The organism is Aurantimonas marianensis, from assembly GCF_024195285.1.
GTDB lineage: Bacteria > Pseudomonadota > Alphaproteobacteria > Rhizobiales > Rhizobiaceae > Aurantimonas > Aurantimonas marianensis.
In genome coordinates, this window is record NZ_JALHBS010000018.1 from 32,341 (window position 1) to 57,000 (window position 24,660).

23 protein-coding genes are annotated in these 24,660 nt (G+C 65.5%); 8 read left to right on the top strand and 15 right to left on the bottom strand.

The features are described from left to right. Positions 1-56: 56 nt before the first annotated feature. Positions 57-2,096 (top strand): 4Fe-4S binding protein, encoded by a 2,040-nt coding sequence (locus MJ956_RS03190; RefSeq protein WP_253963035.1) that lies wholly within the window; start codon positions 57-59, stop codon positions 2,094-2,096. A 32-nt stretch (positions 2,097-2,128) separates the two neighbouring features. Here the strand turns inward: MJ956_RS03190 and MJ956_RS03195 are convergent, their stop codons facing one another. The 12 genes from MJ956_RS03195 to MJ956_RS03245 form a co-directional block, all read right to left on the bottom strand. Beyond that, a complete protein-coding gene (locus MJ956_RS03195; RefSeq protein ID WP_253963036.1) occupies positions 2,129-2,428 on the bottom strand; it encodes a hypothetical protein in 300 nt (99 codons plus the stop codon). 13 nt (positions 2,429-2,441) lie between these two features. Next, positions 2,442-3,491, bottom strand: a complete 1,050-nt coding sequence (locus MJ956_RS03200; protein WP_253963037.1) for a DUF6352 family protein — start codon at positions 3,489-3,491, stop codon at positions 2,442-2,444. Continuing rightward, the gene (locus MJ956_RS03205; RefSeq protein WP_253963038.1) at positions 3,491-4,252 is read right to left on the bottom strand and encodes a biotin/lipoate--protein ligase family protein; all 762 of its coding nucleotides are present in this window, start codon (positions 4,250-4,252) and stop codon (positions 3,491-3,493) included. The genes MJ956_RS03200 and MJ956_RS03205 overlap by 1 nt, the downstream gene beginning before the upstream one ends. Beyond that, on the bottom strand, positions 4,252-4,443 hold the full coding sequence (locus MJ956_RS03210; protein WP_206452896.1) for a DUF6494 family protein: 192 nt from the start codon (positions 4,441-4,443) through the stop codon (positions 4,252-4,254). Before MJ956_RS03210 ends, MJ956_RS03205 begins: the two co-directional genes overlap by 1 nt. Continuing rightward, positions 4,440-5,420 carry a S1C family serine protease gene (locus MJ956_RS03215; protein WP_253963039.1) on the bottom strand — a complete coding sequence of 327 codons (981 nt, stop codon included), beginning with the start codon at positions 5,418-5,420 and terminating at the stop codon, positions 4,440-4,442. Before MJ956_RS03215 ends, MJ956_RS03210 begins: the two co-directional genes overlap by 4 nt. Next, positions 5,420-5,545, bottom strand: coding sequence for a hypothetical protein (locus MJ956_RS18735; RefSeq protein WP_256477715.1), 126 nt, complete (start codon positions 5,543-5,545; stop codon positions 5,420-5,422). The genes MJ956_RS03215 and MJ956_RS18735 overlap by 1 nt, the downstream gene beginning before the upstream one ends. Before the next feature lie 16 nt (positions 5,546-5,561). Further along, positions 5,562-6,947 carry a cytochrome C gene (locus MJ956_RS03220; RefSeq protein WP_253963040.1) on the bottom strand — a complete coding sequence of 462 codons (1,386 nt, stop codon included), beginning with the start codon at positions 6,945-6,947 and terminating at the stop codon, positions 5,562-5,564. Positions 6,948-6,966: 19 nt separating this feature from the next. After that, positions 6,967-8,061: a formate dehydrogenase subunit gamma gene (locus tag MJ956_RS03225; RefSeq protein ID WP_253963041.1), complete on the bottom strand. Its 1,095-nt coding sequence runs from the start codon at positions 8,059-8,061 to the stop codon at positions 6,967-6,969. Between the two features lie 232 nt (positions 8,062-8,293). Further along, positions 8,294-8,890: a formate dehydrogenase FDH3 subunit beta gene (gene fdh3B / locus MJ956_RS03230; protein WP_253963042.1), complete on the bottom strand. Its 597-nt coding sequence runs from the start codon at positions 8,888-8,890 to the stop codon at positions 8,294-8,296. A 16-nt stretch (positions 8,891-8,906) separates the two neighbouring features. Next, a complete protein-coding gene (locus tag MJ956_RS03235; protein WP_253963043.1) occupies positions 8,907-11,897 on the bottom strand; it encodes a formate dehydrogenase subunit alpha in 2,991 nt (996 codons plus the stop codon). A gap of 58 nt (positions 11,898-11,955) precedes the next feature. Then, entirely contained in the window at positions 11,956-12,153 is a 198-nt protein-coding gene (locus MJ956_RS03240) for a twin-arginine translocation signal domain-containing protein (RefSeq protein WP_253963044.1), read from the bottom strand. Between the two features lie 80 nt (positions 12,154-12,233). Continuing rightward, positions 12,234-13,010, bottom strand: coding sequence for a TorD/DmsD family molecular chaperone (locus MJ956_RS03245; protein ID WP_253963045.1), 777 nt, complete (start codon positions 13,008-13,010; stop codon positions 12,234-12,236). A gap of 43 nt (positions 13,011-13,053) precedes the next feature. Between MJ956_RS03245 and MJ956_RS03250 the strand changes: the two genes are divergently transcribed. The 3 genes from MJ956_RS03250 to MJ956_RS03260 are packed head-to-tail and all read left to right on the top strand — an operon-like array spanning position 13,054 to position 15,419. Continuing rightward, a complete protein-coding gene (locus MJ956_RS03250; RefSeq protein ID WP_253963046.1) occupies positions 13,054-13,776 on the top strand; it encodes an ABC transporter permease in 723 nt (240 codons plus the stop codon). 37 nt (positions 13,777-13,813) lie between these two features. Beyond that, entirely contained in the window at positions 13,814-14,560 is a 747-nt protein-coding gene (locus MJ956_RS03255) for an ATP-binding cassette domain-containing protein (protein WP_253963047.1), read from the top strand. Positions 14,561-14,591: 31 nt separating this feature from the next. Next, entirely contained in the window at positions 14,592-15,419 is an 828-nt protein-coding gene (locus MJ956_RS03260; RefSeq protein ID WP_253963048.1) for an ABC transporter substrate-binding protein, read from the top strand. A 39-nt stretch (positions 15,420-15,458) separates the two neighbouring features. Here MJ956_RS03260 and MJ956_RS03265 read toward each other — a convergent pair whose 3' ends face one another. Continuing rightward, positions 15,459-16,346 (bottom strand): helix-turn-helix transcriptional regulator, encoded by an 888-nt coding sequence (locus MJ956_RS03265; protein ID WP_253963049.1) that lies wholly within the window; start codon positions 16,344-16,346, stop codon positions 15,459-15,461. Positions 16,347-16,508: 162 nt separating this feature from the next. Between MJ956_RS03265 and mobB the strand changes: the two genes are divergently transcribed. From mobB to MJ956_RS03285, 4 genes are all read left to right on the top strand, one after another. After that, positions 16,509-17,015, top strand: coding sequence for a molybdopterin-guanine dinucleotide biosynthesis protein B (gene mobB, locus MJ956_RS03270; protein WP_253963050.1), 507 nt, complete (start codon positions 16,509-16,511; stop codon positions 17,013-17,015). A 318-nt stretch (positions 17,016-17,333) separates the two neighbouring features. After that, positions 17,334-18,173 carry a universal stress protein gene (locus MJ956_RS03275; RefSeq protein ID WP_253963051.1) on the top strand — a complete coding sequence of 280 codons (840 nt, stop codon included), beginning with the start codon at positions 17,334-17,336 and terminating at the stop codon, positions 18,171-18,173. 46 nt (positions 18,174-18,219) lie between these two features. Then, entirely contained in the window at positions 18,220-19,794 is a 1,575-nt protein-coding gene (locus MJ956_RS03280; RefSeq protein ID WP_253963052.1) for a bifunctional aminoglycoside phosphotransferase/ATP-binding protein, read from the top strand. Between the two features lie 457 nt (positions 19,795-20,251). Then, entirely contained in the window at positions 20,252-22,348 is a 2,097-nt protein-coding gene (locus MJ956_RS03285) for a heavy metal translocating P-type ATPase (RefSeq protein ID WP_253963055.1), read from the top strand. On the opposite strand, the gene MJ956_RS03290 is transcribed toward MJ956_RS03285, so the two are convergent. Together MJ956_RS03290 and MJ956_RS03295 are read right to left on the bottom strand one after the other, a co-directional pair. Next, positions 22,345-23,991: a class I adenylate-forming enzyme family protein gene (locus MJ956_RS03290; protein WP_253963053.1), complete on the bottom strand. Its 1,647-nt coding sequence runs from the start codon at positions 23,989-23,991 to the stop codon at positions 22,345-22,347. The genes MJ956_RS03285 and MJ956_RS03290 overlap by 4 nt on opposite strands. Then, on the bottom strand, positions 23,988-24,660 hold a 673-nt coding region (locus MJ956_RS03295), incomplete at its 5' end, for an ABC transporter ATP-binding protein (protein ID WP_423724788.1). The genes MJ956_RS03290 and MJ956_RS03295, both read right to left, overlap by 4 nt.

Sequence of the window (24,660 nt, forward strand, 5' to 3'; positions counted from 1 at the left end):
TTGCCCGCTTCCGCTGATAGAATAACGTGTTAAGGCTCGCTCACAAGGGAGAAGCCATGTCCGCAACGAACAAACGGTTCCTGATCTGCAATTGCGAGAAGTCCATGAAAATGGATGGAAAAGCCATTGCGCGTGCGATCGGCGAGACGGGGCTGACCGTTCATACCAATCTCTGTCGCGGCCAGATCGGCGTCTTCGAAGGCGCGGTGGCGGCCGGGGACGAGATCGTCGTCGCGTGTACCCAGGAAAGCCCGCTCTTTGCCGAAGTCGCGGACGCGGCGGGACGCGAGGTCGCGGCCTTCGTCAATATTCGCGAGACCGCCGGCTGGACGACGGACAAGACGACGACCGCGCCGAAGATGGCCGCGCTGCTCGCCGCTGCTTCCCTGCCGATCAAGCCGGCCCGTCTGCGCACCATCTCCAGCGACGGGCTGTGCCTCGTCATGGGCGAGGGGCAGACGGCCTTCGACGCCGCCGCGATGCTCAATCGGACGCTTTCGGTCACGCTGCTCCTGACGGGAGCCGACGACATTCTGCTGCCGGCCGTTCTCGATTTTCCGGTGTTCCGCGGCAAGGTGTCCATGGCGCATGGTTCGCTGGGGGCCTTCGACGTCGTCGTCGATGGCTATGCGGCCATGCTGCCCTCCTCGCGCGGCGAGCCCCAGTTCGGCCTCGCTCGGGACGGCGCCAGATCGACCTGCAGCGTCCTGTTCGACATGACCGGCGACGCCCCCCTGTTTGCGCGGCCGGCGGGTCGCGACGGCTATTTCCGCGCCGACCCGGGTGACCCCGCAGCCGTCATGCGGGCTGTCTTCGAGGCGAGCGCCTATGAGGGCGAGTTCGAGAAACCGATCTATGTCTCGTACGACGCCGCGATCTGCGCTCACGAGCGGTCGAAGAAGACCGGTTGCACGAAATGCATCGACAATTGTCCGCCGAGTGCGATCACGCCTGCGGGCGACGAGGTGCTGATCGACGCCGATATCTGCGGTGGCTGCGGCAATTGCGCCGCCCATTGCCCGACGGGCGCCGTCTCCTACGATTATCCGGTGCGCGCCCAGCTGGTCGAGCGCGTCCAGACGCTGGCGCAGACCTATCTCGCCGCGGGCGGAAAATCGCCCGTCCTCTTGATTCACGATCGCACCCACGGCGCGCCGCTGATCAATGCCATGGCGCGGCTCGGGCGGGGCCTGCCGGCCAACGTCATCCCGCTCGAACTGCACTCGACTACCGGCATAGGACACGATCTGATGGCCTCGGCGCTGGCCGCCGGGTTCCGCTCGCTGGTGGTGCTGGTGGACCCGCGCAAGACGGGCGAGCTGAACGCGCTGAATGAGGAGGTCGCTCTCCTCGACGCTTTGACCGGCGGCATGGCGCTCGGCGCCAACCGTGTCCTGATCCTCGACGCAAGCGATCCCGACATCGTGGAATCGACGCTCTACGAGTTCGAGCCGGCGCCGGAAATCGCGCGTACCGCTTTCGCGCCGGTGGGCGGCAAGCGCGAGGTGGCGCGGGCCGCCATTGCGATCCTGGCCAAGGCGGGGCAGGCAGAGTCCGACCTCATCCGTCTGCCCGAATCCGCGCCCTATGGCTCGATCAACGTCGACAAGCAACGCTGCACGCTGTGCATGGCCTGCGTCTCGGCCTGTCCCGCCGACGCGCTGCGCGACAATCCGGACAAGCCGCAATTACGGTTCGTGGAAGCGGCCTGCGTCCAGTGCGGCATCTGCGCGGCTACCTGCCCGGAAACCGCGATCTCACTGGAGGCGCGCTACAATTTCGCGCCGACCGTCATGCAGCCTGTGACGCTGAACGAGGACGAGCCGGCCGAATGCATCCGTTGCGGCACGCCCTTCGCGGCGCGCGGCATGCTCGACAAGGTCAAGGAGAAACTCGGCGGCACGCACTGGATGTTCCAGAGCGAGGAGCGTGTCGCGCTGTTGCAGATGTGCGAAAACTGCCGACTCGAAGCCCTTGCCGCCGACGGCGGCGATCCCTTCGCGATCGCCCACCGGTCGCGGATTCGCACGACCGACGATTATCTGGAGGCCGGCAAGCGCGGGCTGTCGATCGACGACTTCTTCAGAGAGGACTGATATCAACCGCAGATCGCTGCGGCCCGGATCGCTCAGTTGCGGTCGTAGCAGAGCGAGCGCGCCTGCGCGCGTGACTGCTCGGCGGCGTCCGCGCCGATCATGCCCTGCGCGACCATCGCGTCGATATCGGCGACTCGCTTGTCGATGCAGGCGGCCACATCGCCCGAAACGGTCAATTCCTCAAGTCGCTCGGCCCGTTCTCCCACGCTTGGCACCCATTCCTCGGTATTCAGCCAGAGGAAGAAGGCGCCGATGGCGAGCAGGATCGCGAGCAGCAGCGCAACGAGCCGCATCCACGGGGTGTTCACGATCGATGTCGATGATGTGGTCATGTCGGTTCCTTGCTCACTGTAGGCCCGGTGTCAGGGGAAGGTTGGTCAACAGGTTTTGTGGCTTCAGTCGAACGCGATTATCGGCCGTCGCCGCCAGACCCAGATAGGCGGGTTTGCCCCGCATCGTCTCGATGAGGCGATCGGGTTCCAGGAACTCCATGCGGTACAGTGCGGCGATGCGGTTGAGACGGTTCTCATCGACTGGCTCCCCCTCATAGAGCCCGTTCAGTATCAGCGTTGATTCCGCGTCGAGGCCGACGTGCCAGGTCCAGCGTTCGTCGGTGATCGACTGCATGGCCTGAACGCGGACCGGCAGCCGCATGAAATGGCCGACCCATCGTTCGACGACGCGGGCCAGCGCGTCCTGTCCCGGCTGGGTGAAGCGGAAATCGAGCGCGAAATTGAACTGATCAGCGCGCTCCCAATAGGCGGCGGCGTTGTCCTCGGTCATCACATCGAGCAAGACCTCGCGCATCGGCGTTCCGGCCTCGGCCAGCAAGGCTCCAAGGCCGCCGAAACCGCCGGATTCCGAATACATCTCGACCATTTCCGCGTCGGCGAGCATGAGCTGGCCATCGCTCGTCGTCGCCTTCTGGTCGCGGAAGAACAACTCGGCGGCGCGCAGCACGAAGGGATCGCGCACATCCGCCAACAGCGAGCACAGGACGAGATGAACCATCTGCCCGATGAAGACCGGCGGCACTTGCGGCGCGCCCGGCTGAAACAACGCCAGATAACCCGCTTCGATCGAGCCGTGCTTCAAGAGATGATCGCGATAGCCAAGCACCAGCCGGTAATTGTCGGCGGCGTCCTTGTCGGCGATCGCGGCGAGTTCGGCGTCGGGAACCGGCGCTGTCGGGGCCTCCATCAGCTTTTCGAACAGGCGATGCTCGTTCTCGCAGCTCTCCTCGATCGGGTGGATTTCCGGTCGCGTGTAATAGGCGCGCAAGAAGTCCGGCGTGACGGCCAGCCAGCCGCTTTCGAGCCTGTGCGTCAAATGCAGGCCGGCGGATTTCCAGATTGCCCGCTGCCCGTTACGGGGAGGGGCGGGTCGAGCGTCCATCAGGCGCCTACTCCCAAGCCTGTGCAAAGAGGGACCAGCACCGGCTGCCCCTCCGCCTGAACAAGCAGGCCGCCGTCCTCATCCATGCCGACCATTGTGCCGGAGCGGGCACCGTTGTCGAAAGGGAGGTCGATATGCTTGTCCAGATCGTTGGCGCGCGCCAACCAGGACTGGTGCGCGTCGCGAAATCCATCATGCATCCAGCCGTCGATCCATGACAGGAAGTGCCGGGCGACAGCCTCGATGATGCTGGTGCGGTCCAGTTCGCCGCAACCTTCCTCGAACAGCGCCGTCACATTCGGGTCAAGGCCGGGTTCGCCGCGCGAACGGGCCGAAATGTCGAGCGCCAGCTCGAACGCGACGACGATGTGGTCCGGAATATCGGAAGCTTCGGCGTTTCCGGAAGAGTGGAAGGCGACCGTGCCGACGATCCCGCCATTGGCCAGAATCGTGCCGGGCCAGCGGAAGGTCAATGCCAGATTGGGCGGGCCGATGGCGCCGAGCGCGTCGCCGAGCGCGACCATCATGACCGGGACCATCTGCGCCGCAACGACGAGAGGCGTCTCCGGTTCGAGAACGAACGCAGCCGTGGCGCGGCCGCGATCCTCGCTCCAGACGACATCTCCGGCTCCATACGAACCGGATGCGACGCCCTTCACCGCGACGGCGAAGGGGTCCGCGTCCAAGGCGACCGCGTGACCGGTGAAGACCGGTGGAAATTCCGGAACGGCCAGCGGCCGGAGCTCGGGCGCCGCGATCATCACGGCAGCTGGATTTCGCCCTCGACCACATGATTGAGCGGGGCGCCCTCGGCGGTCAGGACGATCTTGACCTTCATCGGCCCGGAGCCTGCCTTGCCGGAGCGCACCAGTTCCTCGATTTCCCGCTGCGAGGTCACGCCGACCTGCTTCAGAAATTTTCTCAGCGACATGTTGAAGGCTTCTTCGCTCATCGGTTTTTTTCCTTTTCGCTTTCGTTCTGGACGAGGATGTCCAACAATTCGCCGGCGCGTTCAATCGAAAAGGTGAGCGTGTCCTGCCCGGCGGCAAGGACGATCGCGGCGAGATAGTCGGGCTGGCCACGCACGGCCAGCTCGCCGATGGCGCGGATACGGTCTCCTTCGGCCATGCCGGCCCGATCTTCCGGCGAACCGGGTGAAACGCGAACGACTTCAGCGCCGGGTTCCCCCGTCTCGCCGGGCGCCGGCAGCGGGCGCAGGATGAGGCCCGCCGCGCGGCGGTCGATACGGCCATCTTCGCCGTCATCCAGCACCGCCGCAAGGAGCCGCGCGGAGACGGCGAAGTTGACACCGAGATTTCCGTCCGAGGACTTGGTGAAGATCGCGCTGGCCATTCCGGCGACGTGTCCGTCCGCCGTGATGAGTGGCGCTCCGGACATGCCCGGATTGATTGCCGCGTCGGTCTGGAGGAAGTCCTCGACGCGATTGAAGCCGACGCCGCGCCGGCCGGTCGCCGATATCACGCCGCAGGCCAGGCTGATCCCGAGGCCGAAGGCGTTTCCAAGCACGCAGGCATCGGCGCCCGTGCGTATGTCGGCGGGGAAGGCCAAGGGCGGAAGCGGCTCGGCGATTTGCAGCAGGGCGATATCCGTATCGGCGTCGCGCAGGGTGATGTCGGCGTCGCGGACGGCGCCGGAAGCCAACCGCACGCGCACGGCGTTGGCGCGTCCGAGCACATGGTCGGCCGTCACGATGGTGCGGCCGTCGCGGATCGCGAACCCGGTGCCTTCGGGCTCTTCCTGATCGATCTCATGCTTTGGCAACAGCGGAAGCACAGCGACAACGGATTGCGTCGCGGCGGTCGCGATGGCGGTGCGCCAATTGCCGCCTTTGAGCGCGGCCGTCTCGCCCGTGCCGGCCACCCCGATGGCCAGCGCAAGCACAGCCGCGAGGCCGCGAGCGACGCGCATTACAGCCGCACGTTCTCCGTCGAGTAGGCACGGCTCGCCGGCGTTTCGAGAGGCTCGTCGAGGAGGTATCCGACGCCGAGTGAGACGACGAGCAGGATTACGATGCTCAGGAGGAAGGCTTTCATTGTCGGTCCGACTCCGTCAGTTCGTGGTCTGCCGCTCGCCCGGCAGCGGCGTTTTTCCGTCAGCGGCCGTGGCTTGAAGCAAATAAGCGATCAGCGCGTCCCGCCGTTCGACGCTTTTCAGCCGCTGGACAGGCATCTTGGTTCCCGGCGTCACGATATCCGGTCCGTCGTCGAAGAGCCGCGAAACCGTCTCGGGAGTCCAGACAATATCCGATTCCACCAGAGCCCGGGAATATTTGTAGCCCGGCAGCGTTCCTGCCACACGGCCGAACAGGCCGTACAGCGTCGGTCCGGCGCGGTTGGCGTCGTCCGGCGTCAGCGTGTGGCAGACCGAACATTTGCGCAAGAATTCCATCTCCCCCGGGCCGGCCCGGCTGACGGTTTGAAACCGGCGCGGATAGACCGACTGGATGGGCTCGAGCGGATGGCGCGGCGCGACCTGCCAGCGGATGACGAAATCGTCCAGCCCGCTGCGATAGAGCTGGGTGCCTTCGGGCGTGAACGAAAGCCCCCACACGGGGCCGTAGATATCCCCGTATTCCTCCACGAGATTTCCCGAGTCCATATCGAACACGCGGACATGACCGTTGGCGCTGCCGGTGGCGAACCACCCCGCGCGCGGCGAGGCAGCGATCGACAGGACCGGGTGCTCCTGCGACGCCAGTTCGACGACTTCGCCGGTCGGCAGATCAATGACGCCGGTCACGCCGTTCAGCGTTCCGAAGGCGAGCAGCGAACCGCCGGGAAGAGCGGCCAGCACATTGACGCCCCAGCCATGGGCGTGAAGCAGGCGCGAGGGGCCGGCGATCAGCCCGTCGTCGAGCGGCCACTCGCGCACCGTGCCATCGTAACCGGCGGTGAAGAGCTGCCGGCCGTCCAATGAAAAGGCAACGGCATTGACATTGCCGCGATGGCCTTCGGTGCGGGCGATCTCCCGCCCACCGGCGATATCGAAGATCCGCGCCGTCCCGTCCCAACGCGCCGCGGCCGCGAAACGCCCGTCGAGGCTGACCACGACGTCCTGAACCTTGTCTTTGGTATCCTCGATCAGGGTTTCCAGCCGGTTTTCCCGCAGATCCCAGATCGCCAGCGCGCCGTCATCGGAGACGGAAACCGCCTTTTCGGTGCCGGGAACGAAGACCACGTCATTGACGGCGGCGTTGTGTCCGATCAACCGCGCGACGATCGTGCCCTCCGGGCCCTGCATTCGCCAACGAATGATCGAATAGTCGAAGGATGCGGTCAGCGCCTCGGAGCCATCATCGGACAGGGCGATCGCCATGACGGGGCCGCCATGGCCGACCAGGCGCTCAGGCCATTCCTGCTCGCCCGAAGCGGACTGCGCCGGCGCGGACAGGGCAAGGAGCGCTGCCAATGTCACCCGCCGGAGCGTCCGGTCCATATCGCCTGCTTTCCGACTGTTATTCCGCGGGCTCGGGATTGGCCGCGACCGGGGGCATGGCGTCCTTCTCGCGAAGCTCATCGACCCAAAGCGAGTGGTGTTCCCTGGCCCAGTTAAGATCGACCTTGCCACTGCCGACCGCGCCGAAGGCCCCCTCCATGCCGATCGTGCCGATGTAGATATGGCCAAAGATCACGCAGACCATGAAGACCGCCATCACGGCGTGCCAGACGGTGTTGAACTGTTGCTCCAGAATCGCCGAATAAGGCGGCTGCGGCAGCCCCAGCAGCGCCGGGATATCAAGACCGATCGAGGCGAGACCGGTGAAGGTGTCGCCGAAGAAAGTGTGCTCGAAGGGAAACAGCAGGGCCCATCCCGAGACGGCGAGCGAAAGCCCACCGAGCATGACCAGCCAGAAAATGATCTTCTGACCCGCGTTGAATTTATTTGCCGGGGGATGCACGCCTTTGGACAACAAGCCGCCGGCATGGGCGAGCCACACCAGATCGTGCCGGCTGGGCAGGTTGTGGACGATCCAGGTGACGAACGCGATACCCAGGCCCAGCATGAAGGCGAAGGCCACGTAGTTATGGGACAGCTTCAGGAACTCGGAGATCGGCCCGAACGCCTCCTTGCCGATCACCGGCATGACGACGCTGCGTCCGAACGAGACATTGAGGCCGCTGATCGCCAGAATGATGAAGGACAGCGCCATCAGCCAATGGCCGGTGCGCTCGATGGTGGAGAACCGCTTGATCTTGACGCCGGCCAAGCCGTGTTCGACGCGGATCCGTCCACGAATGGCGAAAAACAGGGCCAGCAGGATCAAGGTGCCGATCATGGCGAGGCCGAGATAATCGAACATCGGTCCATTGCGCAGCAACCGCCAGGACTCGCCCTCCGACTGGACCAGCACGGCAGCCTTCTTGTCGGGAATCGAAACATTGCCCGAGACCCCTTCGCGGACTGCCCGCCAGATTTCCGCGTCCGACGTGGTTCCCAGCGCATCTCCCGGCACCGCACCGCCGGTCGGCGATCCGGTTGTCGAGACAGCGCTCTCGGGCGGACGGACCGAACTCTGCGCGGTCCCGGCGCTGGTCGCCGCCAACGTCATCAAGAATGCCACGGCAATGACGGGTGCGATCGACGTCAATGAACGTCCGGATACAAGCCGGGTCAGCCAAGCGCGGAGCATCCTCAAGCGGGGCATTTGCTCTTCTCCTGAGCGGATCGAAAACACCGGATCCAGCGTCAATTGCCGGACAAGAAGGCAACGGTCTCGCCTTGCCGTTCGGAAAAAAGGGCGGGCAGCCGGAGCCGCCCGCCGATCGGATGCGATGACCGGCTCAGCCGCCGGTCTTCTGGCCGTAGGCAGTGCCCCAACCCCACGCGCCGGACCCGAAGCCGCGCGCCACGACCCGTTCGCGGTAGATCGCCGAGACGGTGTCGCCATCGCCGGCCAAAAGCGCCTTGGTCGAGCACATTTCCGCGCAGAGCGGAAGCTTGCCCTCGGCAAGGCGGTTGCGACCATATTTCTGGAACTCGATCGCCGAATTGTCCTCTTCCGGACCGCCCGCGCAGAAGGTGCACTTGTCCATCTTGCCGCGTGAACCGAAATTCGACGCCTGCGGATATTGCGGCGCGCCGAACGGGCAGGCGTAGAAGCAGTATCCGCAGCCGATGCACAGATCCTTGGAGTGCAGCACCACGCCGTCATCCGTCGTGTAGAAGCAGTCGACCGGGCAGACCGCCGCACACGGCGCGTCCGAACAATGCATGCAGGCGACCGAGATCGAGCGCTCGCCCGGCTTGCCGTCATTGATGGTGACGACACGCCGGCGATTGACGCCCCACGGCACTTCATTCTCGTTCTTGCAAGCGGTCACGCAGGCATTGCACTCGATGCAGCGCTCGGCATCGCAGAGGAATTTCATTCTCGCCATCGTCTTATTCCTCCCTCTAGGCCCGCTCGATCCGACACAGCGTCGTCTTGGTTTCCTGCATCTGGGTCACCGAGTCGTAGCCGTAGGTCTGCGCGGTATTACAGGCTTCACCGAGAACGTAGGGGTCTGCCCCTTCCGGATATTTCGAGCGAAGATCGTTGCCCTGGAAATAACCGCCAAAGTGGAACGGGGTGAACACGACCCCCCGGCCCACACGCTCGGTGATCATCGCCATGATGCGGATCTTGCCGCCTTCCGGACTGTGCAGCCAGACCGTGTCGCGATCCCGAAGGCCAAGATCGTTGGCGTCCGAAGGGTTGATCTCGACGAACATGTCCTGCTGTAGCTCGGCAAGCCAGGGGTTCGACCGCGTTTCGTCGCCGCCGCCCTCGTACTCGACCAGCCGCCCCGACGTCATGATCATCGGGAAGTCCTTGGAGAAATCGTTCTTCTGGATCGACGCATAGGCTGTCGGCACGCGCCAGAAGGTCTTGTCCTCATAGGTCGGATAGTCGGTGACCAGATCGCGTCGCGGCGTGTAGAGCGGCTCGCGATGGATCGGGACGGGATCGGGGAAGGTCCAGACCACCGCCCGCGCCTTGGCGTTACCATAAGGCGCGCAGCCATGGGCGATGGCGACACGCTGGATACCGCCGGAAAGGTCGGTCTTCCAGTTCACGCCGCCGACCTTCTCGTCGTAGTCGGACGGAATCTCGCCCGTGTGCGAGGTCTCCCCGACCTCGTTGTCCCTGGAGGGACGCTGATCGGCGAAACCGGCAACGTAGTCGATGTACCGGCGCTCGTAAGGCGTCAGGTCCTTATCCCAGCCCAGTTCCTTGAGCATCGCGAAGGTGAACTCCGGGTAGCCGTCCTCGATCTCCGAACCGACCGGCCATGACCCTTCGGCGAGAAGATTGTCGCCGTCGCGCTCGACGCCAAAGCGGGCACGGAAACCCATGCCGCCCTGCGCCACCGGGATCGAGGTGTCGTAGAGATTGGCCGAGCCGCTGTGCTTCATCTCCGGCGTACCCCAGCACGGCCATGGCATGCCGTAGAACTCGCCATCATGCGGGCCGCCAACGGCGCGCAGGGTGGTCTTGTCGAAGGTCTGCTGGTTTTCCATGTGCGACTTCATGCGCTCCGGCGACTGGCCGGTATAGCCGATGGTCCACATGCCGCGATTGAACTCGCGGGTGATGTCCTCGACGACGGGTTCGCCGTCCTTGACCTCGTTGTTGCGGAACATGCGGTCGGCGAAGCCGAACTTTTCCGCGAACTTGTACATGATGGTGTGGTCGGGCAGCGACTCGAACAGCGGCTCGACGACCTTATCGCGCCATTGCAGCGAGCGGTTCGATGCGGTGACCGAACCGACGGTCTCGAACTGCGTGGAGGCGGGCAGCAGGTAGACACCGTCGGTGCGATCCTGCAGCACGGCGGTCATGGTCGGATAGGGATCGATGACGACCAGAAGGTCGAGCATGCCCATCGCCTTCTGCATTTCCGGCAAGCGGGTCTGCGAGTTCGGGGCATGGCCCCAGAACACCATGACCTTGGTGTTATCCGGCTGGTGCAGGTTCTCCTTGGCTTCCAGGACGCCGTCGATCCAGCGGGACACGGGAATGCCGGTCTCGTTGATCATCATGCGGTCCTTGCCGTCGGCACCCGCGCCCGGCATGACCGCGAAGCGGCCCTTCAGCCAGTCCAGCTCCTCTTCCCAGACGCGGGCCCAATGTGCCCAGGAGCCATCGCTGAGCCCGTAATAGCCGGGTAGCGTGTCGGCGAGAACGCCCAGATCCGTCGCGCCCTGCACATTGTCATGGCCGCGGAAGATGTTGGTGCCGCCGCCGGCCGTGCCCATGTTGCCAAGAGCCAGCTGGAGGATGCAGTAGGCGCGGGTGTTGTTGTTGCCGTTGGTGTGCTGGGTTCCGCCCATGCACCAGATCAGCGTGGCGGGGCGGTTTTCCGCCATCGTGCGGGCGACGCGGTTCAACTGCGATCCCGGTACGCCGGTGACCTTCTCGACTTCCTCGGGCGTCCATTTCGCCACCTCGGCGCGAATCTGGTCCATGCCCCAGACGCGGCTCTGGATGAACTGCTTGTCCTCCCAGCCATTCTCGAAGATGTGATAAAGAATGCCCCAGATCAGCGCCACGTCGGTGCCCGGCCGGAAGCGGACGAACTCGTCGGCATGCGCGGCGGTGCGGGTGAAGCGCGGATCGAGAACGATCAGCGGCGCGTTGTTTTCCTCCTTGGCCTTCAACAGATGCAGCAGCGAGACCGGATGGGCTTCGGCCGGGTTGCCACCGATCAGGAAAATCGCCCTGGAGTTGTGGATGTCGTTGTAGGAGTTGGTCATCGCGCCGTAGCCCCAGGTGTTGGCAACACCCGCGACCGTGGTCGAATGACAGATGCGCGCCTGATGGTCGATGTTGTTCGAACCCCAATAGGCGGCAAATTTGCGAATCAGATAGGATTGCTCGTTGGAATGCTTGGCCGAGCCCAGCCAATAGACCGAGTCGGGCCCGCTCGATTCGCGTACCGCGAGCATCTTGTCGCCGATCTCGTTGATGGCCTCGTCCCAGCTGACGCGCTGCCATTTCCCGCCGACGAGCTTCATCGGATATTTCAGCCGGCGTTCGCCATGGGCATGCTCGCGCACCGACGCGCCCTTGGCGCAATGCGCACCCAGATTGAACGGAGAATCGAAACCCGGCTCCTGGCCGATCCAGACGCCGTTGGAAACCTCCGCAATGACGGTGCAGCCGACCGAGCAATGGGTGCAAACCGACTTCTTGATCTCGATGTTGCCGTTGGCCGCGTCAGCCGCGGCTTCGGCCCGACGCACCATTCCGCCGGTCAGCGACGAAATCGCCGCCGCGCCGCCAATGGCCAGCCCCGATCGTTTTAGGAACGTGCGGCGATCGACCGCCCGGTTTCCGAATTCCGACAGCGCAGATGACACCCGGGGAGTTCTCGCTGTCCCAACAGCCTTCTTCCTGAGCATGGTTGTCTCCGTTTCCTCCGTCGCAGTCGCCTGCAAACTGGCCTGTTAAGGGTTCGCGTCAGAAGCGCGCGGTCTGATAAAACGTCTTCACATGATCGGTTTCCCGATAGCCGTCCGCCGCGGTTGTCGCCTCCGCGATCTCGGCTTCGGCCTGCCCGCCGGTCACGAGGGCCGCGCCGGTCGCGACCGTTCCCAAGCCGGCGAATTTCAGGAAAGCGCGGCGATCCGTCCTGGAGTCTTTTGCCTTGTCGCTCATCGGTATCTCCTTCGTCGCGAGACGTGTTTCCTAATGTTCCAAACCGTCCCCAGCCTCGCCATTCGGCCCGCCGGCGTCGGTCACATGTCGAAGCCGGCTTCCTCGATTTCCAAAAAGTGCCTGCCGATCGCGCCGACCGGCCGGTACAACCGCGCCGATGGCGCCTTTTCCAGATCGGCGAAAAAATGTCCGGCCCAGGAGCCGATATGCTTCTTGAAGAACGCTTTTTGCGTCTGGAGCGGCTGGCGCGGTCCGAACGAGCCGTCGATCAGTCCGGCCATCATGTCCATCAAGGCACCGATGTGATCCTCGGGCTCCTTGGCGCCTGGCGAACGCGCGATGCCAAGCGGCGCCATGTCGTCGCGCAGACGCGCCAGCGGCTTCTCGTTCAGGAAGCCGGTCAGATAGTAGGAGCCGAAGGGGACCAACTCGCCCCGCCCTACGCCGATGAAAAGATCGTGATATTCTTCGCGCGCCTCAACTAAAGTCAGCGCACGCGCCGTCGCCGCCAAATCGCCGATCGCGGTGCCCAAATCCGTATGGTCCCCAGAAAGGGTGCCCAGCGTATCCAGCAATTCACGATCGGGCGACAGCGCCAGGAGGCGGGCCAGCAAGCGGTATAGATTGACGCGCAATTGTTCCGGTTCTGGCAGCCCACGCGAAATGGCGACGTTTTCCTGTGACAACCGGATTCTCCCTCGCGCAACTAAACCAGCAAATCCCGGATTCGGCAACGCAATTTGCATAAGACTAAAGACGAATAAGCGCCGCTTCCAGACGCCGGGATCCGGCTTCTCCGGCGGTAGCCAGGCCTCCCATCCGGCAAGCGGGTGGACTTGAGGTAGGATGCTTGCCATAAATCCTGCAAAACATCCGGAATAATTCGGCAGAACGTAAAAAATGCAGGATTTTACAGATAACTTTGGTCAGGCCGTCGGTTTGATCCTTCAAGGCGATTGGGAGCTTTGGGGGATCGTTCTGCTGTCGCTGCGGGTCTCGCTGACCGCGGTGGCGATCGCCGCGCTGTTCGGTATGCCGCTCGGCGCGGCGCTGGCCATAGGCCGCTTTCCCGGCCGGCGCTTCGCGGTGCTCTTGATGAACGCGCTCATGGGCCTGCCGCCGGTGGTGGTCGGTCTCGTGGTCTATCTGATGTTGTCGAGCAGCGGTCCGCTTGGCGTGCTGCAACTGCTGTACACGCCGACCGCGATGATCATCGCGCAATTCGTGCTGGTGACGCCGATCATCGCGGCGTTGACGCGGCAGGCCATGGAAGATCTGCATGCGGAATACGCCGAGCAGCTCTGTTCACTGGGGGTTTCGCGCGCAGCCTCCATCCCGACGCTGCTCTGGGACGGACGGGCCAGCTTGATGACCGCTTTCCTCGCCGGCTTCGGACGGGCGATCGCGGAAGTCGGCGCCGTCATCATCGTCGGCGGCAACATCAATCATGTCACGCGGGTCATGACGACGACCATCGCCCTCGAGACATCGAAGGGGAACCTGGCACTGGCGCTGGCGCTCGGGGCCATCCTGATCCTGATCGCCGTCGCTGTGAACGCCGCGGTCGCACTGCTCGACAGCACCACGAAGGGGATGGCCCATGCCGATCGCTTCGACTCCTAGCGCGGCGATCCCCCAACCGCGCGACGGCGGGTTGGATATGCCATCGCGTGTGCTCGACGGGGCCACTGCGACGATCCTGCCGATCCATGCGCAAGGGCTTGCGCTTCGCGCGGCCGGGACGGATCTGGTCCGTCTCGATGCCTTGACGCTGGCGGGGCGCGGGCCGACCATGGTGATGGGACCGAACGGTGCCGGCAAGAGCCTGCTGCTCAGGCTGCTGCATGGACTGATCGATCCGACGGAAGGGCGGGTGCTATATGGCGGCCAGCCGATGTGCGCGCGCATACGCCGCCGTCAGGCAATGGTGTTCCAGCGGCCTGTCGTCCTGCGCCGCTCTGTCGCCGCCAATATCGGGTTTGCGCTTCAGGCCCACGGGGTTTGCCGCCAAGAGCGTGCGGACCGCATCCGCTCGCTGCTCGAGATCGGGGATCTCGCGAGCAAGGCCAGGCAGCCGGCGCGAACCCTGTCAGGCGGCGAGCAGCAGAGGCTGGCGCTGCTGCGGGCCATCTCGACCGATCCGGATATCCTGTTTCTCGACGAGCCGACATCGAGCCTCGATCCCACAGCGACACACAGGATCGAAGCCATGATCCTCCAGGCAGCGGAGCAGGGGGTGAAAGTTGTCATGGTGACGCACGACATCGGCCAGGCCCGCCGGCTCGGCGCCGAAATCGTCTTCCTTCATCGCGGGCGGGTCGTGGAGCAGACTTCGGCGGCCTCGTTTTTCAAACAACCGAGCACGCAAGCGGCGCGGGCATTTCTCGCCGGCGCCCTTCTGCTTTGAGCAATACCAGCAAGCACCAGTGGAGAACGTCATGTTCAAACGCGCCTGTCTCGCCCTGACCATCGCTTTGGCCGCGACCGCGGGTTTCGGCTCGACGAGCGCGTTGGCACAGGACAAATTCATCATCGTCCAGTCGACGACATCGACCCAGAATTCCGGCCTGCTGGACGCGATCCTGCCGGCGTTCGAGAAGGAGTCCGGCATCGCGGTGCGTGTCGTTGCCGTCGGTACGGGCCAGGCGATCAAGAACGCCGAAAACGGTGACGGGGATGTTCTTCTTGTCCATGCCAAACCGGCGGAGGAAAAATTCGTCGCCGATGGCGGCGGCGTCGAGCGCTTCGACATCATGTACAATGATTTCGTCATCGTCGGGCCGCCGAGCGATCCGGCCGGCGTCAAGGGCATGACCGACGCCGTCGCGGCCATGCGGAAGATCGCCGAAGCCAAGGCACCGTTCGCCTCGCGAGGCGACGATTCCGGCACCCACAAGGCCGAACAGCGCTTGTGGACGCAAGCGGGCGTCGATGCCGGCGCCGCCTCCGGCGACTGGTACCGCGAAACCGGCTCGGGCATGGGCGCGACGCTCAACACCGGGGTCGGCATGGGCGCCTATGTCCTGACCGATCGCGCCACCTGGATATCGTTCGGCAACAAGGGCGATTTCGCGGTGGCCGTCGAGGGCGACCCCAGGCTTTTCAACCAATACGGGGTGATCCTCGTCAATCCGAAGAAGCATCCGGGCGTCAAGGCCGCTGAGGGACAGGCATTCATCGACTGGCTGACCGGCGAGAAGGGGCAGGCCGCCATCGCCAACTACAAGGTTGACGGTCAGCAGCTGTTCTTTCCTAACGCCAAGTGACGATCGTTTCTCCGACTCTCCGCGCAACCTCCACTCGGGTTAAGGGGTGGGCGCGTTGTAGTGAACGGTCCCGGTCCCGCTGACGTCATAGCCGGCCATCTCACGGGCGCGGTCGGCGAATTCGCCGGAGGCCATAAACCGCAGCAGTCGCTGAAACGGCGGATCGAAATAGGCTTTGCGCCAGACCAGCAAGTCCGTGCGGTCTTCCGCCAGAGGGATGAATCCCAGCCGATATTGCTTGGCCATCGCGGCGAGGCCGAACGCCGCGTCCGCCTTGCCGTCGAGCACGAGGCGGGCCACGTCGTCCTCGGTCTTCGCCGGCGCTTGCGGACCGGCGAGCGCCGAGACATCGACGCCGGCTTCCCGCGCCAGCATATCGAACAGGCGCTGGCCGCCGGCGCCCGGCTGACGGCGAGCGAAGCGAAGCGGCGTGAGATCGGCGATCGCGGCGATCCGCCGGGGATTGCCCGATTCGACGATCAGGCCGCATCGACGCCGCGCGAATTCGATCAGCACCACGGGCGCTTCGCCGAGGGTTTTGCGGACCGTGTCGACATTCCAGCCGTCGGGTTCCCTGATATGGGTGGCGCAGGCCGCCGCATCCGCGCGGCCAAGCCGCGCGATTCCGTCCAGGCTGCCATCGAAAAAGGCGGCCAAGCCGCTGCCGGACTGGCGCAGCGCCCATTCCAGAAGAGGATCGTGGCTGCCGGCCAGGATCAACGGCAGTTGGCGGCTGGCCACGACAGGACCAGAGCGCGAAGCCGCCATCCATGCCGCCACCTCATCCGTCGGGAACAACAGCTTTCCGACCACGCGGACGCACGGCACCTCGCCACTCGCGGCGAGGTCGTAAACCTTGCGCTCCTTGATGCGTAACAGATCGGCGAGTTCGCGGGTCGTCAGATAGGGGGACGTCGATTCGGACATGGCCGCATTTAGCCGCGTCGGGCGGTGGCGGCAAACCGCGGCGCGAAGGATGGCGCGCCGGCAAAAGCGGGCTCGCGGAGTTGACGGCGCCGAGCCCACGCTTACACGTTCCTGACGGCACATCGCCCCGAGAGCGGAAAACTGTCTGGAATCGCTTCGATCATGACGCAGCGCCTGTTCGGCATCACCGGCTGGAAGAACTCCGGCAAGACGACGTTGACCGAGCGTCTCGTCACCGAGCTGACCCATCGCGGCTATCGCGTTTCGACGGTCAAGCACGCGCATCATGCCTTCGATATCGATACGCCGGGCACCGATTCCTTCCGTCATCGTAGCGCTGGCGCGAGCGAGGTGGCGATCGTTTCATCGACGCGCTGGGCGTTGATGCACGAGCTGCGCGGCGAGAGCGAACCGACGCTCCACGCGATCATCGCGCGGCTCGAGCCGTGCGATATCGTCCTCGTGGAAGGGTTCAAGGCCGCGCCGCATCCCAAGATCGAATGCCGCCGGACGGCATCGAAGGAGCGCACGCCGATGCTTGGAACCATTCCGGCGATTGCCGCCATCGCCGCCGATCACGCGGTGGAGGAGGCCGCCGTGCCCGTTTTCGATCTCGACGACGTCGCCGCGATCGCGTCGTTTATCATCGGCCAGGCAGACCTGGCCTGAGGGAGCATGATCTGCTCGGCGAGTCAGGGAAACTCGGGGGAATTTGCCCGCAGACGTCGGAACATCCGCGTTCTGCGCGCGCGGCTCACATCTGCAACGCTGGCAGCCGCCGCAAACGCGTATCGCGACGCTGGCGAGAGCGATCACGCCCGGCAAAGGGCACGGCACGCGGACGGCGAATCGGATGCCGTGGGTTCGATTCCTGATAGCGTGAGAACGATTGACCGTGATCAAGGGCGGCGACGGAATTCGCCGACAAAGATGATGCCGGTCGCGTAACCGGAGAATTGAAAGGTTGTCACCCGCATGAGTCTTCCAATGTCTACCCAGGCAATCCGGGACATCGCCGTCCAGGTCGACGGTTCGCACGGCGATGCGGCGAAGATGAGCCACGCCGATATGATCGCGGCGATGTTCGACGCGCATATCGTGGCTCTCCTGACGAATTATCTGCAAACCGGCCCCATTCCAATGGGCCCGGGCCGTGCGTGGCTCAGGTCCGAGTTGCACAAGCGAGGCGTACAATTGGGTGATGCGGCTGAAACGCATGCTCGCGAGCGTCTTGCGACTTCGCGAATGTCGACCGAGCTGAGGCGGATCGATTACGACGATCAGGAACTCGGCTCGCGGGTCGGACCGCTGGCCCGCGCCGTCGACCTGGTGGTCGTCGGGCGTCCGCATGGCGACGGCGGCCAATGGCCGGAGATGTTCGAGGCGGTGATCTTCGATGCCGGAGCGCCGGCCTATGTCGTTCCGCCGGACGCCGTGAACGCGAGGAAGCCGGACACCATCCTCATCGCCTGGAAGGACGCGGTCGAGTGTTCCCATGCCATCAAGGCGGCCCTCCCGTTCCTCCAGCGGGCGAAGCAGGTGTATCTGGTTTCCGTCGCGGAGACCTCGTCGGACGAGGAACGGCATCGGGAGCCGGCGGCGGATATGGCCCGACATCTGGCACGGCACGGTATCGCCGTCGAGATACGGCATCTGCCGCGATGGGAAGATGCGGCCGCGGGTCTTTTGAACGAGGCTTCGAGCCTCGGCGCGGAACTGATCGTCGTCGGCGCATACGGCCGCACGCGGCTCCGCCAGATGCTGTTCGGCGGCGTCACCCGCGAACTTTTGACGCGTAGCCCCATCCCGCTGCTGATGGCGCATTGAAGCCTCGGCCATTTGCCTTCCGCGCAACGACCCCCGGTGACGCGCAATGCCCGCCCAAAGCCAGGACGAAACGATCGCCTTCCTGAAGTCCGCGGCCTTCGACGATGGCGATGCTTCGACTGTCGAGACGGTGGTCACGCATATTTCCACGATCCTTCTCTCGGGCGAGCGGGCGATCAAGCTGAAACGGCCGGCGCATCTGCCCTATGTCGATTTCTCGACGCCCGAGCGCCGGCTCACGAGCTGTGAACAGGAACTCGTGCTCAACCGGCGCACCGCGCCGGAGCTCTACCGCGCCGTGCGCCAGGTGACGCGCGAGCCGGATGGCGGTCTCGCCATCGATGGCAGCGGGCCGCTCGTCGACGCTTATGTCGACATGCGCCGTTTCGACGAGGATTGCCTGCTGGATCGCATGGCGATGGAAGGCACGCTCACGGTGCCGCTGATGGCGCGGCTCGCCCACCGGATCGCGGTTTTCCACGCCGGCATCGCGCCCGATCGCAGCGTCACCGGCTCGGCTCAGGTGGCCCTCGTCCTCGATATCAACGAGCGCGCGCTGGCGACCACCGACGTATTTCCAGCGGCGGCGGTCGACGAGTTCAATCGCCGGTTCCGCGACGGTCTTACCCGCCTGGCGCCGCTCCTCGACGCGCGCGGCGCGGCGGGCAAAATCCGCCGCTGTCATGGCGATCTGCACCTGCGCAACATCTGCGTCTTCGACGGCGAGCCGACGCTGTTCGATTGCCTCGAATTCGACGAGGCCATGGCCACGACCGACATCCTCTACGATCTGGCTTTCCTGCTGATGGATCTCTGGCACCGGGGGCTGGAGGAACTCGCGAACCTCGTCCTCAACCGCTATCTGGACGAAAGCGACGAGACGGACGGCCTGCCGCTGCTGGCGTTCCTGATGGCGCTGCGTGCCGCGGTTCGCGCCCATGTCACCGCGACGCGGGTCGCCGAGGCCGGCCCCGATGCGCCGACACTGAGAGCCGAGGCGCATGATTATTTCGCCCTCGCGCTCGATCTCCTGCGGCCGCGCCCCGGTCGCCTGGTGGCGGTCGGAGGACTGTCGGGGTCCGGCAAGTCGACCGTCGCGGCGGCGATCGCGCCGCGGATCGGCCCGCCGCCGGGCGCCCGAATCCTCGCCAGCGACCGGATACGAAAGCACCTGTTCGGCGTTGCCGCCGAAACCCCGCTGCCGGCCGAGTGCTACCGGCCGCAGGTCTCCGAAACAGTCTACGCGCGTCTGGCCGAACAAGCCGGCGCGATCCTGCCGCTCGGGCACGGGGTCGTCGCCGACGCGGTGTTCGATCGGGCGCCCGATCGGGAACGGATCGCCGGCATGGGCGAGGGCGGCTCGACACCCTTCCTGGGTCTGTGGCTCGAAGCCCCGCCCGAGCGGCTCGTCGAGCGCGTCGCGGCCCGTCGCGACGATCCCTCCGATGCCACGCCGGAAGTGGTCCGGGATCAGCTGAGCCGATCGCGCGCGCCGGCCGATTGGATGCACCTGTCGAGCGTGGCCGAGATCGGGGCGGTGGCAGAAGCGGCGCGCCGCATCGTCGATGGCACGACGGACGACCCCGCCGGCGAACGGGAGGATGATCGACGCAAGGGCTAACCGGCGAGGAATGGCTTCCGGGGCGCCGCGCCACCGGGTCGACCGGGTTGATGCAGGTCAACAGGTCGGCACTCGGGCTTGGCTAGAAGCCCGCATCATGATCGATGAACAGGAAGGAGGGGCGGTGGCACCAACCCCAGGCGAGCGTTTGGCCTCCGATGTCGCCGCAGCGCACTTAAGCGATCGCAAGGAAGTGGATATCGACCCGGACGATCGCGATGCCGACGCGCTGCCGGCGGCCCTCGAGGAAGCGTCGCCGGGACGGCCCGCCTTCGCGTTCAACGCCAAGACCGTCCACCGGATACTGTTGCTGGTCGCCTTGGCGGGTCTGATCGCCGGCTCCGCCCTGGCGATTTCCGGCCGTCCCGCCACCGCAAATCTTGCCTGGGCGGCCGCGACCATTCCGGTCGTGCTAGGTCTGGCGATCTCTATTGCCGTCGATCTGTGGTCGGGCCGCATGGGCGTCGATGCGATCGCCTTCGTCTCGATGTCGGCGGCCCTGGCGCTGGGCCAGCCACTCGCGGGCATCGTTGTCGCGATCATGTATGCCGGCGGCAACGTGCTGGAGCATTACGCGGTCGGCCGGGCCGAGCGCGATCTGAAGCTGCTCACGGACCGGGCGCCCAGGACCGCCCATCGTCTGCTCGAAGGTCGAGTCGAAGCCGTCGCCGTGGCCGAAGTCGAACCGGGCAACCGGCTGCTGCTGCGCGCCGGCGACATCGTGCCGGTGGACGGGCTCCTAGCGGACGTCTCGACCCTGATCGACGAAGCGGCGGTGACCGGCGAGCCGCTGCCTGTGCGCCGCGGTCCCGGCGAAACCGTGCGCAGCGGTACCGTGAACGCCGGCGAAACCGTCACCATGATCGCGGCGGCGCGCGCCTCGGACAGCACCTATGCGGGCATCGTGCGCATGGTGAGTTCGGCTCAGGCGGCGAAGGTGCCGTTCGTGCGCATGGCCGACCGCTTTGCCCTGGTGCTCCTGCCGGTGACGCTGGGCGTGGCCGGGCTCGCCTGGTATGTCTCTGGCGATCCTGTACGCGCACTGGCCGTGCTTGTGGTGGCGACGCCGTGTCCGCTGATCCTGGCGGCACCGGTCGCCTTCATTTCCGGCGTGTCGCGCGCGGCCCGGCGCGGCATCCTCGTCAAGGGCGGCGGCGCGTTGGAGGCGCTGGCGCGGGTGCGCGTGGCGATCTTCGACAAGACGGGCACCTTGACAGTCGGCGGCGCGCGCCTTGTCGGTATCGAGACGGCGCCCGGTGAAGACGCCGACGACATTCTGCGTCTCGTCGCCTCGCTCGAGCAGGCGTCGCACCATGTTCTTGCCGCAACGCTGATAGCGGCGGCGCACGCGCGAAGCCTGCCCTTGTCGGTGCCGCACGACGTCGGCGAAATCCGCGGCTCCGGTCTGGAAGGCATCGTGGAAGGCAAGCGGGTCGCGGCGGGCTCCCAAGCCCTGATCGCCGGTGAGACGCAACTGGCGGATTGGGCCGCGCGCGCGATCCGGCGCGCGCGCTGGCGCTCGGCGCTGACCATCTTCGTAGCCATCGACGGGCGGCTCGCCGCCGCGATCCTGCTTGGCGACGAGGTGCGGACCGAGACCGCCGGCGCGCTGCGCTGGCTTCGCGCTCTTGGCATTTCCCGGCTGATGATGGTGACCGGCGATCACACCGCCGCCGCCGAGGCCGTGGCCGAGGGGCTGGATCTCGACGAGACCAAGGCGAATTGCACGCCCCGGCAGAAGATCGAAGTGGTGCGTGAGGAGGCTATCCGCCATCCCGGAATGATGATCGGCGACGGTATCAACGATGCGCCGGCCCTGGCCGCGGCTACCGTCGGCATTGCCATGGGCGCACGGGGGGCCAGCGCTTCCTCGGAGGCAGCCGACGTCGTCATTCTGGTCGAAAATCTCAATCGCGTCCCGGAAAGTATCGCGATTGCGCGGCGCACCCGCCAGATCGCGCTGCAAAGCATTGTCGCGGGGCTGGCGCTTTCCGGTGTCGCGATGGTCTTCGCCGCGGCCGGACTGCTTCCACCGGTCGCGGGGGCGCTGACGCAGGAGGCCATCGATGTCGCGGTGATCATCAACGCGTTGCGCGCGCTCGGATCCGGCTCCCGGCGGCGGACCGTCGCAATGCCGGCCTCGACGGCGCGGACGATCGCAGCCGAGCACACGGCCATCCATCAGACACTGGATCGCCTGCAGACACTCTCCGACTCTCTCGATGTCGCGGCGAACGGCGAAGCGCCGGGCCTGGTGAGTCAGGCGTCCGAGATGATCGATCGGGAAATCCTCGACCATGAACGCCACGACGACCGTGTCCTGTATCCGGGCCTGCTCGGGGACCACGAGTATGGCGCGCTGATCACGGCGCTGGGCTATGCCCACAGCGAGATATTCAAGCTGGCGCGGGTCCTGCGACAGATCGCGGCGGATCTGGCGGCGAGCGAGCCCGACCGGTTGCAGGTCCGGGACGCCCAGCGCGTGATCGACACGATCGTTCTGCTGGTCCGGCTGCACACCCGCCAGGAGGACGCCATCTGCGAACAGGATTAGCCGCGTTCGCTCCGCCCCGGGCTCGTCCGATCCGCTTGCCGGCGGTCGGCCGGGCCATTTGGTTCCGCTACCCGGTCGCGGAGCGCCTGCTTCATCAGCTTGCCGTTGACGTTGCGCGGCAGGGGCTCGCTGGTGAAGGTGAAGAAGTCCGGCACCTTGTAGTCGGACAGGCGTTCGCAGCAGAAGGCTTTGAGCGCTGCCTCGTCGAGGGTTGGGTCTGACCGGTGGACGAAGGCGTGGACCTTTTCGCCGAGTACCGGATCGGGGCGGGGCACCACGGCGGCCTCCGCGACGCCTGGATGGAACGACAGGACGTTCTCGACTTCGGCGCTGTAGACCTTGTAGCCGCCGCGATTGATCATGTCCTTGAGGCGGTCGTGGATGTAGAGCAATCCGTTTTCATCGAAACGGCCGACATCGCCGGATTTCCAGAAGCCGGCGTGAAAACTCTCGGCGGTCTTGTCGGACAGGCTCCAATAGCCGGGAACGACCATGGGCCCGCCGATCCAGCCCTCGCCGGATTCGCCGGCGGCGACCTCGCGTCCCGCCGCGTCCATGACACGGATATCGGCGCAGGGCGCGGGCGCGCCCACACTGGCGGGAGCAGCGGCCTGGCCGCCGGGCGGCATGATCGTGGCCGGCGACGTCGTCTCGGTCGAGCCATAGGCCTGTATGAGATCGAGATTCGGCAAGAGCTTGGCGAGCCGTTCGATGGTGGCGACCGGCATCGGCGCTCCGCCGAAGGAGCCGATGCGCCATGCGCCGAGATCATGCTTGGCGAAGTCGGCTCGCAGAAGGCACAGATTGTACATGGCCGGCACCAGCATCGTCACCGTCATCCGCTCTTGCGTGGCGAGAGCGAGAAACTCGTCGGCGTCGAACTTTTCCATCACGACGATGGCGGCGCCGGCGGCGAGCGGGGCGTAGATGCCGACGATCAGACCGGTGACGTGGCTGGCGGGCACCGCCATGACGAGGCGGTCGTCGGCGGTCAGGCGGAAGCAGTGAGCATAATGCAGGCAGGAATGGACGATGTTGAGATGCGTCAGCATCGCGCCCTTGGGTGTACCGGTCGTGCCGGACGTGTAGAGGATGACGGCGACGTCTTCCTCGCGAAGATCCGGCGGGGTAGTCGTGGGCGCAGCGGCGAGAAGATCCTCGAAGCTCGATCCCGCCGGCCCGTCGATCGCCGCGCGCGCCACGGTGTCGGGCAATATCTCGGCCTTTTCGGCGTCGCAGATGGTGAGACCGGCGCCGCAGTCGCCGAGAATGAATTCGATTTCCCGCGCACTCGCCCTGACGCTCAAGGGCACCGCGATGGCGCCGGCGCGCACGATGCCGGTCAGCGCCACGACGAACTGCCAGCGGTTGCGCGCCAGGAGGCCGACCCGGTCGCCCTTCGAGACGCCGCGCGACATCAGCCCACCGGCCACGGCATCGCTCATGCCATCCAGTTCGGCGTGCGAGATCCGGATTTTCCCGTCCACGACGGCGTCGCCTTGCGGACTTGCGACGGCGGCAGTACGTAACATGGCGTCGGCGTCTGGCGGACGATCCACGAAACAGGTGACGACGCGGTCGCCGAAATGCGCCTCCGCGCGCGTGGCCGGCGCGTCCTCCCAGAAGCGCGGGGACGCCGTCATGCGGCCTCGGCCACCACATTGGCGCCGCGCTCGATGCCCCAGACGTGGTCGAGCTGGGTCTGCGAATGGGTGAGTTCCGACATGCTCATGACGATCGACAGGTCGTCGCTCTTCAAGGCCGAGATCACGTCCGACAGGCGCTGCGCCAGCGCCGGGGCAACGCCCTCGAACGGTTCGTCGAGCAAAAGCAGGCGCGTGCCGACGGTCAGCGCTCGGCCCAGCGCAACCATCTTCTGCTGCCCGCCGGACAGCAGCAATGCCTTGCGGTCCGACATATTCGCCAGTTCCGGCATGATTTCGTAGACCACCTTGAGGCGCGCAGCACTGTCGGCGGACGTCACCCAGGTGGGCAGAAGGATGTTTTCCTCCACCGTCAGATCCGGGATCAACCCGCGCGTCTCGGGCATGTAACCGATGCCCAGGCCGGCCCTCTTATGCACCTCCAGCCCGGTGATGTCGGTGCCGTCGAAATGCAGCGACCCGCGCGTCAGCTTGGTGATGCCCATGATCGTGCGCATCACCGTGGTCTTGCCGGCACCGTTGCGGCCGGCAAGGCCGACCATAGCGCCGGCGCCGACCTCGAGCGAACAGCCGCGCACGGCTTCGACCGAGCCGATCTTCACATGGGCGTCCTTCAGGCTGAGCATCGGTCTACCTCGCCGTTCCGGT

What these genes read in the sequence shown, in the direction of transcription:
- MJ956_RS03290 (WP_253963053.1), bottom strand. Translation starts at nt 23,991, where the DNA reads ATGACGGCGTCCCCGCGCTTCTGGGAGGACGCGCCGGCCACGCGCGCG.
- MJ956_RS03275 (WP_253963051.1), top strand. Translation starts at nt 17,334, where the DNA reads ATGTCTACCCAGGCAATCCGGGACATCGCCGTCCAGGTCGACGGTTCG.
- MJ956_RS03225 (WP_253963041.1), bottom strand. Translation starts at nt 8,061, where the DNA reads ATGACGTTGGCGGCGACCAGCGCCGGGACCGCGCAGAGTTCGGTCCGT.
- MJ956_RS03235 (WP_253963043.1), bottom strand. Translation starts at nt 11,897, where the DNA reads ATGCTCAGGAAGAAGGCTGTTGGGACAGCGAGAACTCCCCGGGTGTCA.
- MJ956_RS03190 (WP_253963035.1), top strand. Translation starts at nt 57, where the DNA reads ATGTCCGCAACGAACAAACGGTTCCTGATCTGCAATTGCGAGAAGTCC.
- MJ956_RS03210 (WP_206452896.1), bottom strand. Translation starts at nt 4,443, where the DNA reads ATGAGCGAAGAAGCCTTCAACATGTCGCTGAGAAAATTTCTGAAGCAG.
- MJ956_RS03265 (WP_253963049.1), bottom strand. Translation starts at nt 16,346, where the DNA reads ATGTCCGAATCGACGTCCCCCTATCTGACGACCCGCGAACTCGCCGAT.
- MJ956_RS03250 (WP_253963046.1), top strand. Translation starts at nt 13,054, where the DNA reads ATGCAGGATTTTACAGATAACTTTGGTCAGGCCGTCGGTTTGATCCTT.
- MJ956_RS03215 (WP_253963039.1), bottom strand. Translation starts at nt 5,420, where the DNA reads ATGCGCGTCGCTCGCGGCCTCGCGGCTGTGCTTGCGCTGGCCATCGGG.
- MJ956_RS03245 (WP_253963045.1), bottom strand. Translation starts at nt 13,010, where the DNA reads ATGGCAAGCATCCTACCTCAAGTCCACCCGCTTGCCGGATGGGAGGCC.
- MJ956_RS18735 (WP_256477715.1), bottom strand. Translation starts at nt 5,545, where the DNA reads ATGAAAGCCTTCCTCCTGAGCATCGTAATCCTGCTCGTCGTCTCACTC.
- MJ956_RS03220 (WP_253963040.1), bottom strand. Translation starts at nt 6,947, where the DNA reads ATGGACCGGACGCTCCGGCGGGTGACATTGGCAGCGCTCCTTGCCCTG.
- MJ956_RS03200 (WP_253963037.1), bottom strand. Translation starts at nt 3,491, where the DNA reads ATGGACGCTCGACCCGCCCCTCCCCGTAACGGGCAGCGGGCAATCTGG.
- MJ956_RS03255 (WP_253963047.1), top strand. Translation starts at nt 13,814, where the DNA reads ATGCCATCGCGTGTGCTCGACGGGGCCACTGCGACGATCCTGCCGATC.
- MJ956_RS03205 (WP_253963038.1), bottom strand. Translation starts at nt 4,252, where the DNA reads ATGATCGCGGCGCCCGAGCTCCGGCCGCTGGCCGTTCCGGAATTTCCA.
- MJ956_RS03280 (WP_253963052.1), top strand. Translation starts at nt 18,220, where the DNA reads ATGCCCGCCCAAAGCCAGGACGAAACGATCGCCTTCCTGAAGTCCGCG.
- MJ956_RS03195 (WP_253963036.1), bottom strand. Translation starts at nt 2,428, where the DNA reads ATGACCACATCATCGACATCGATCGTGAACACCCCGTGGATGCGGCTC.
- MJ956_RS03260 (WP_253963048.1), top strand. Translation starts at nt 14,592, where the DNA reads ATGTTCAAACGCGCCTGTCTCGCCCTGACCATCGCTTTGGCCGCGACC.
- MJ956_RS03285 (WP_253963055.1), top strand. Translation starts at nt 20,252, where the DNA reads ATGGGCGTCGATGCGATCGCCTTCGTCTCGATGTCGGCGGCCCTGGCG.
- mobB (WP_253963050.1), top strand. Translation starts at nt 16,509, where the DNA reads ATGACGCAGCGCCTGTTCGGCATCACCGGCTGGAAGAACTCCGGCAAG.
- fdh3B (WP_253963042.1), bottom strand. Translation starts at nt 8,890, where the DNA reads ATGGCGAGAATGAAATTCCTCTGCGATGCCGAGCGCTGCATCGAGTGC.
- MJ956_RS03240 (WP_253963044.1), bottom strand. Translation starts at nt 12,153, where the DNA reads ATGAGCGACAAGGCAAAAGACTCCAGGACGGATCGCCGCGCTTTCCTG.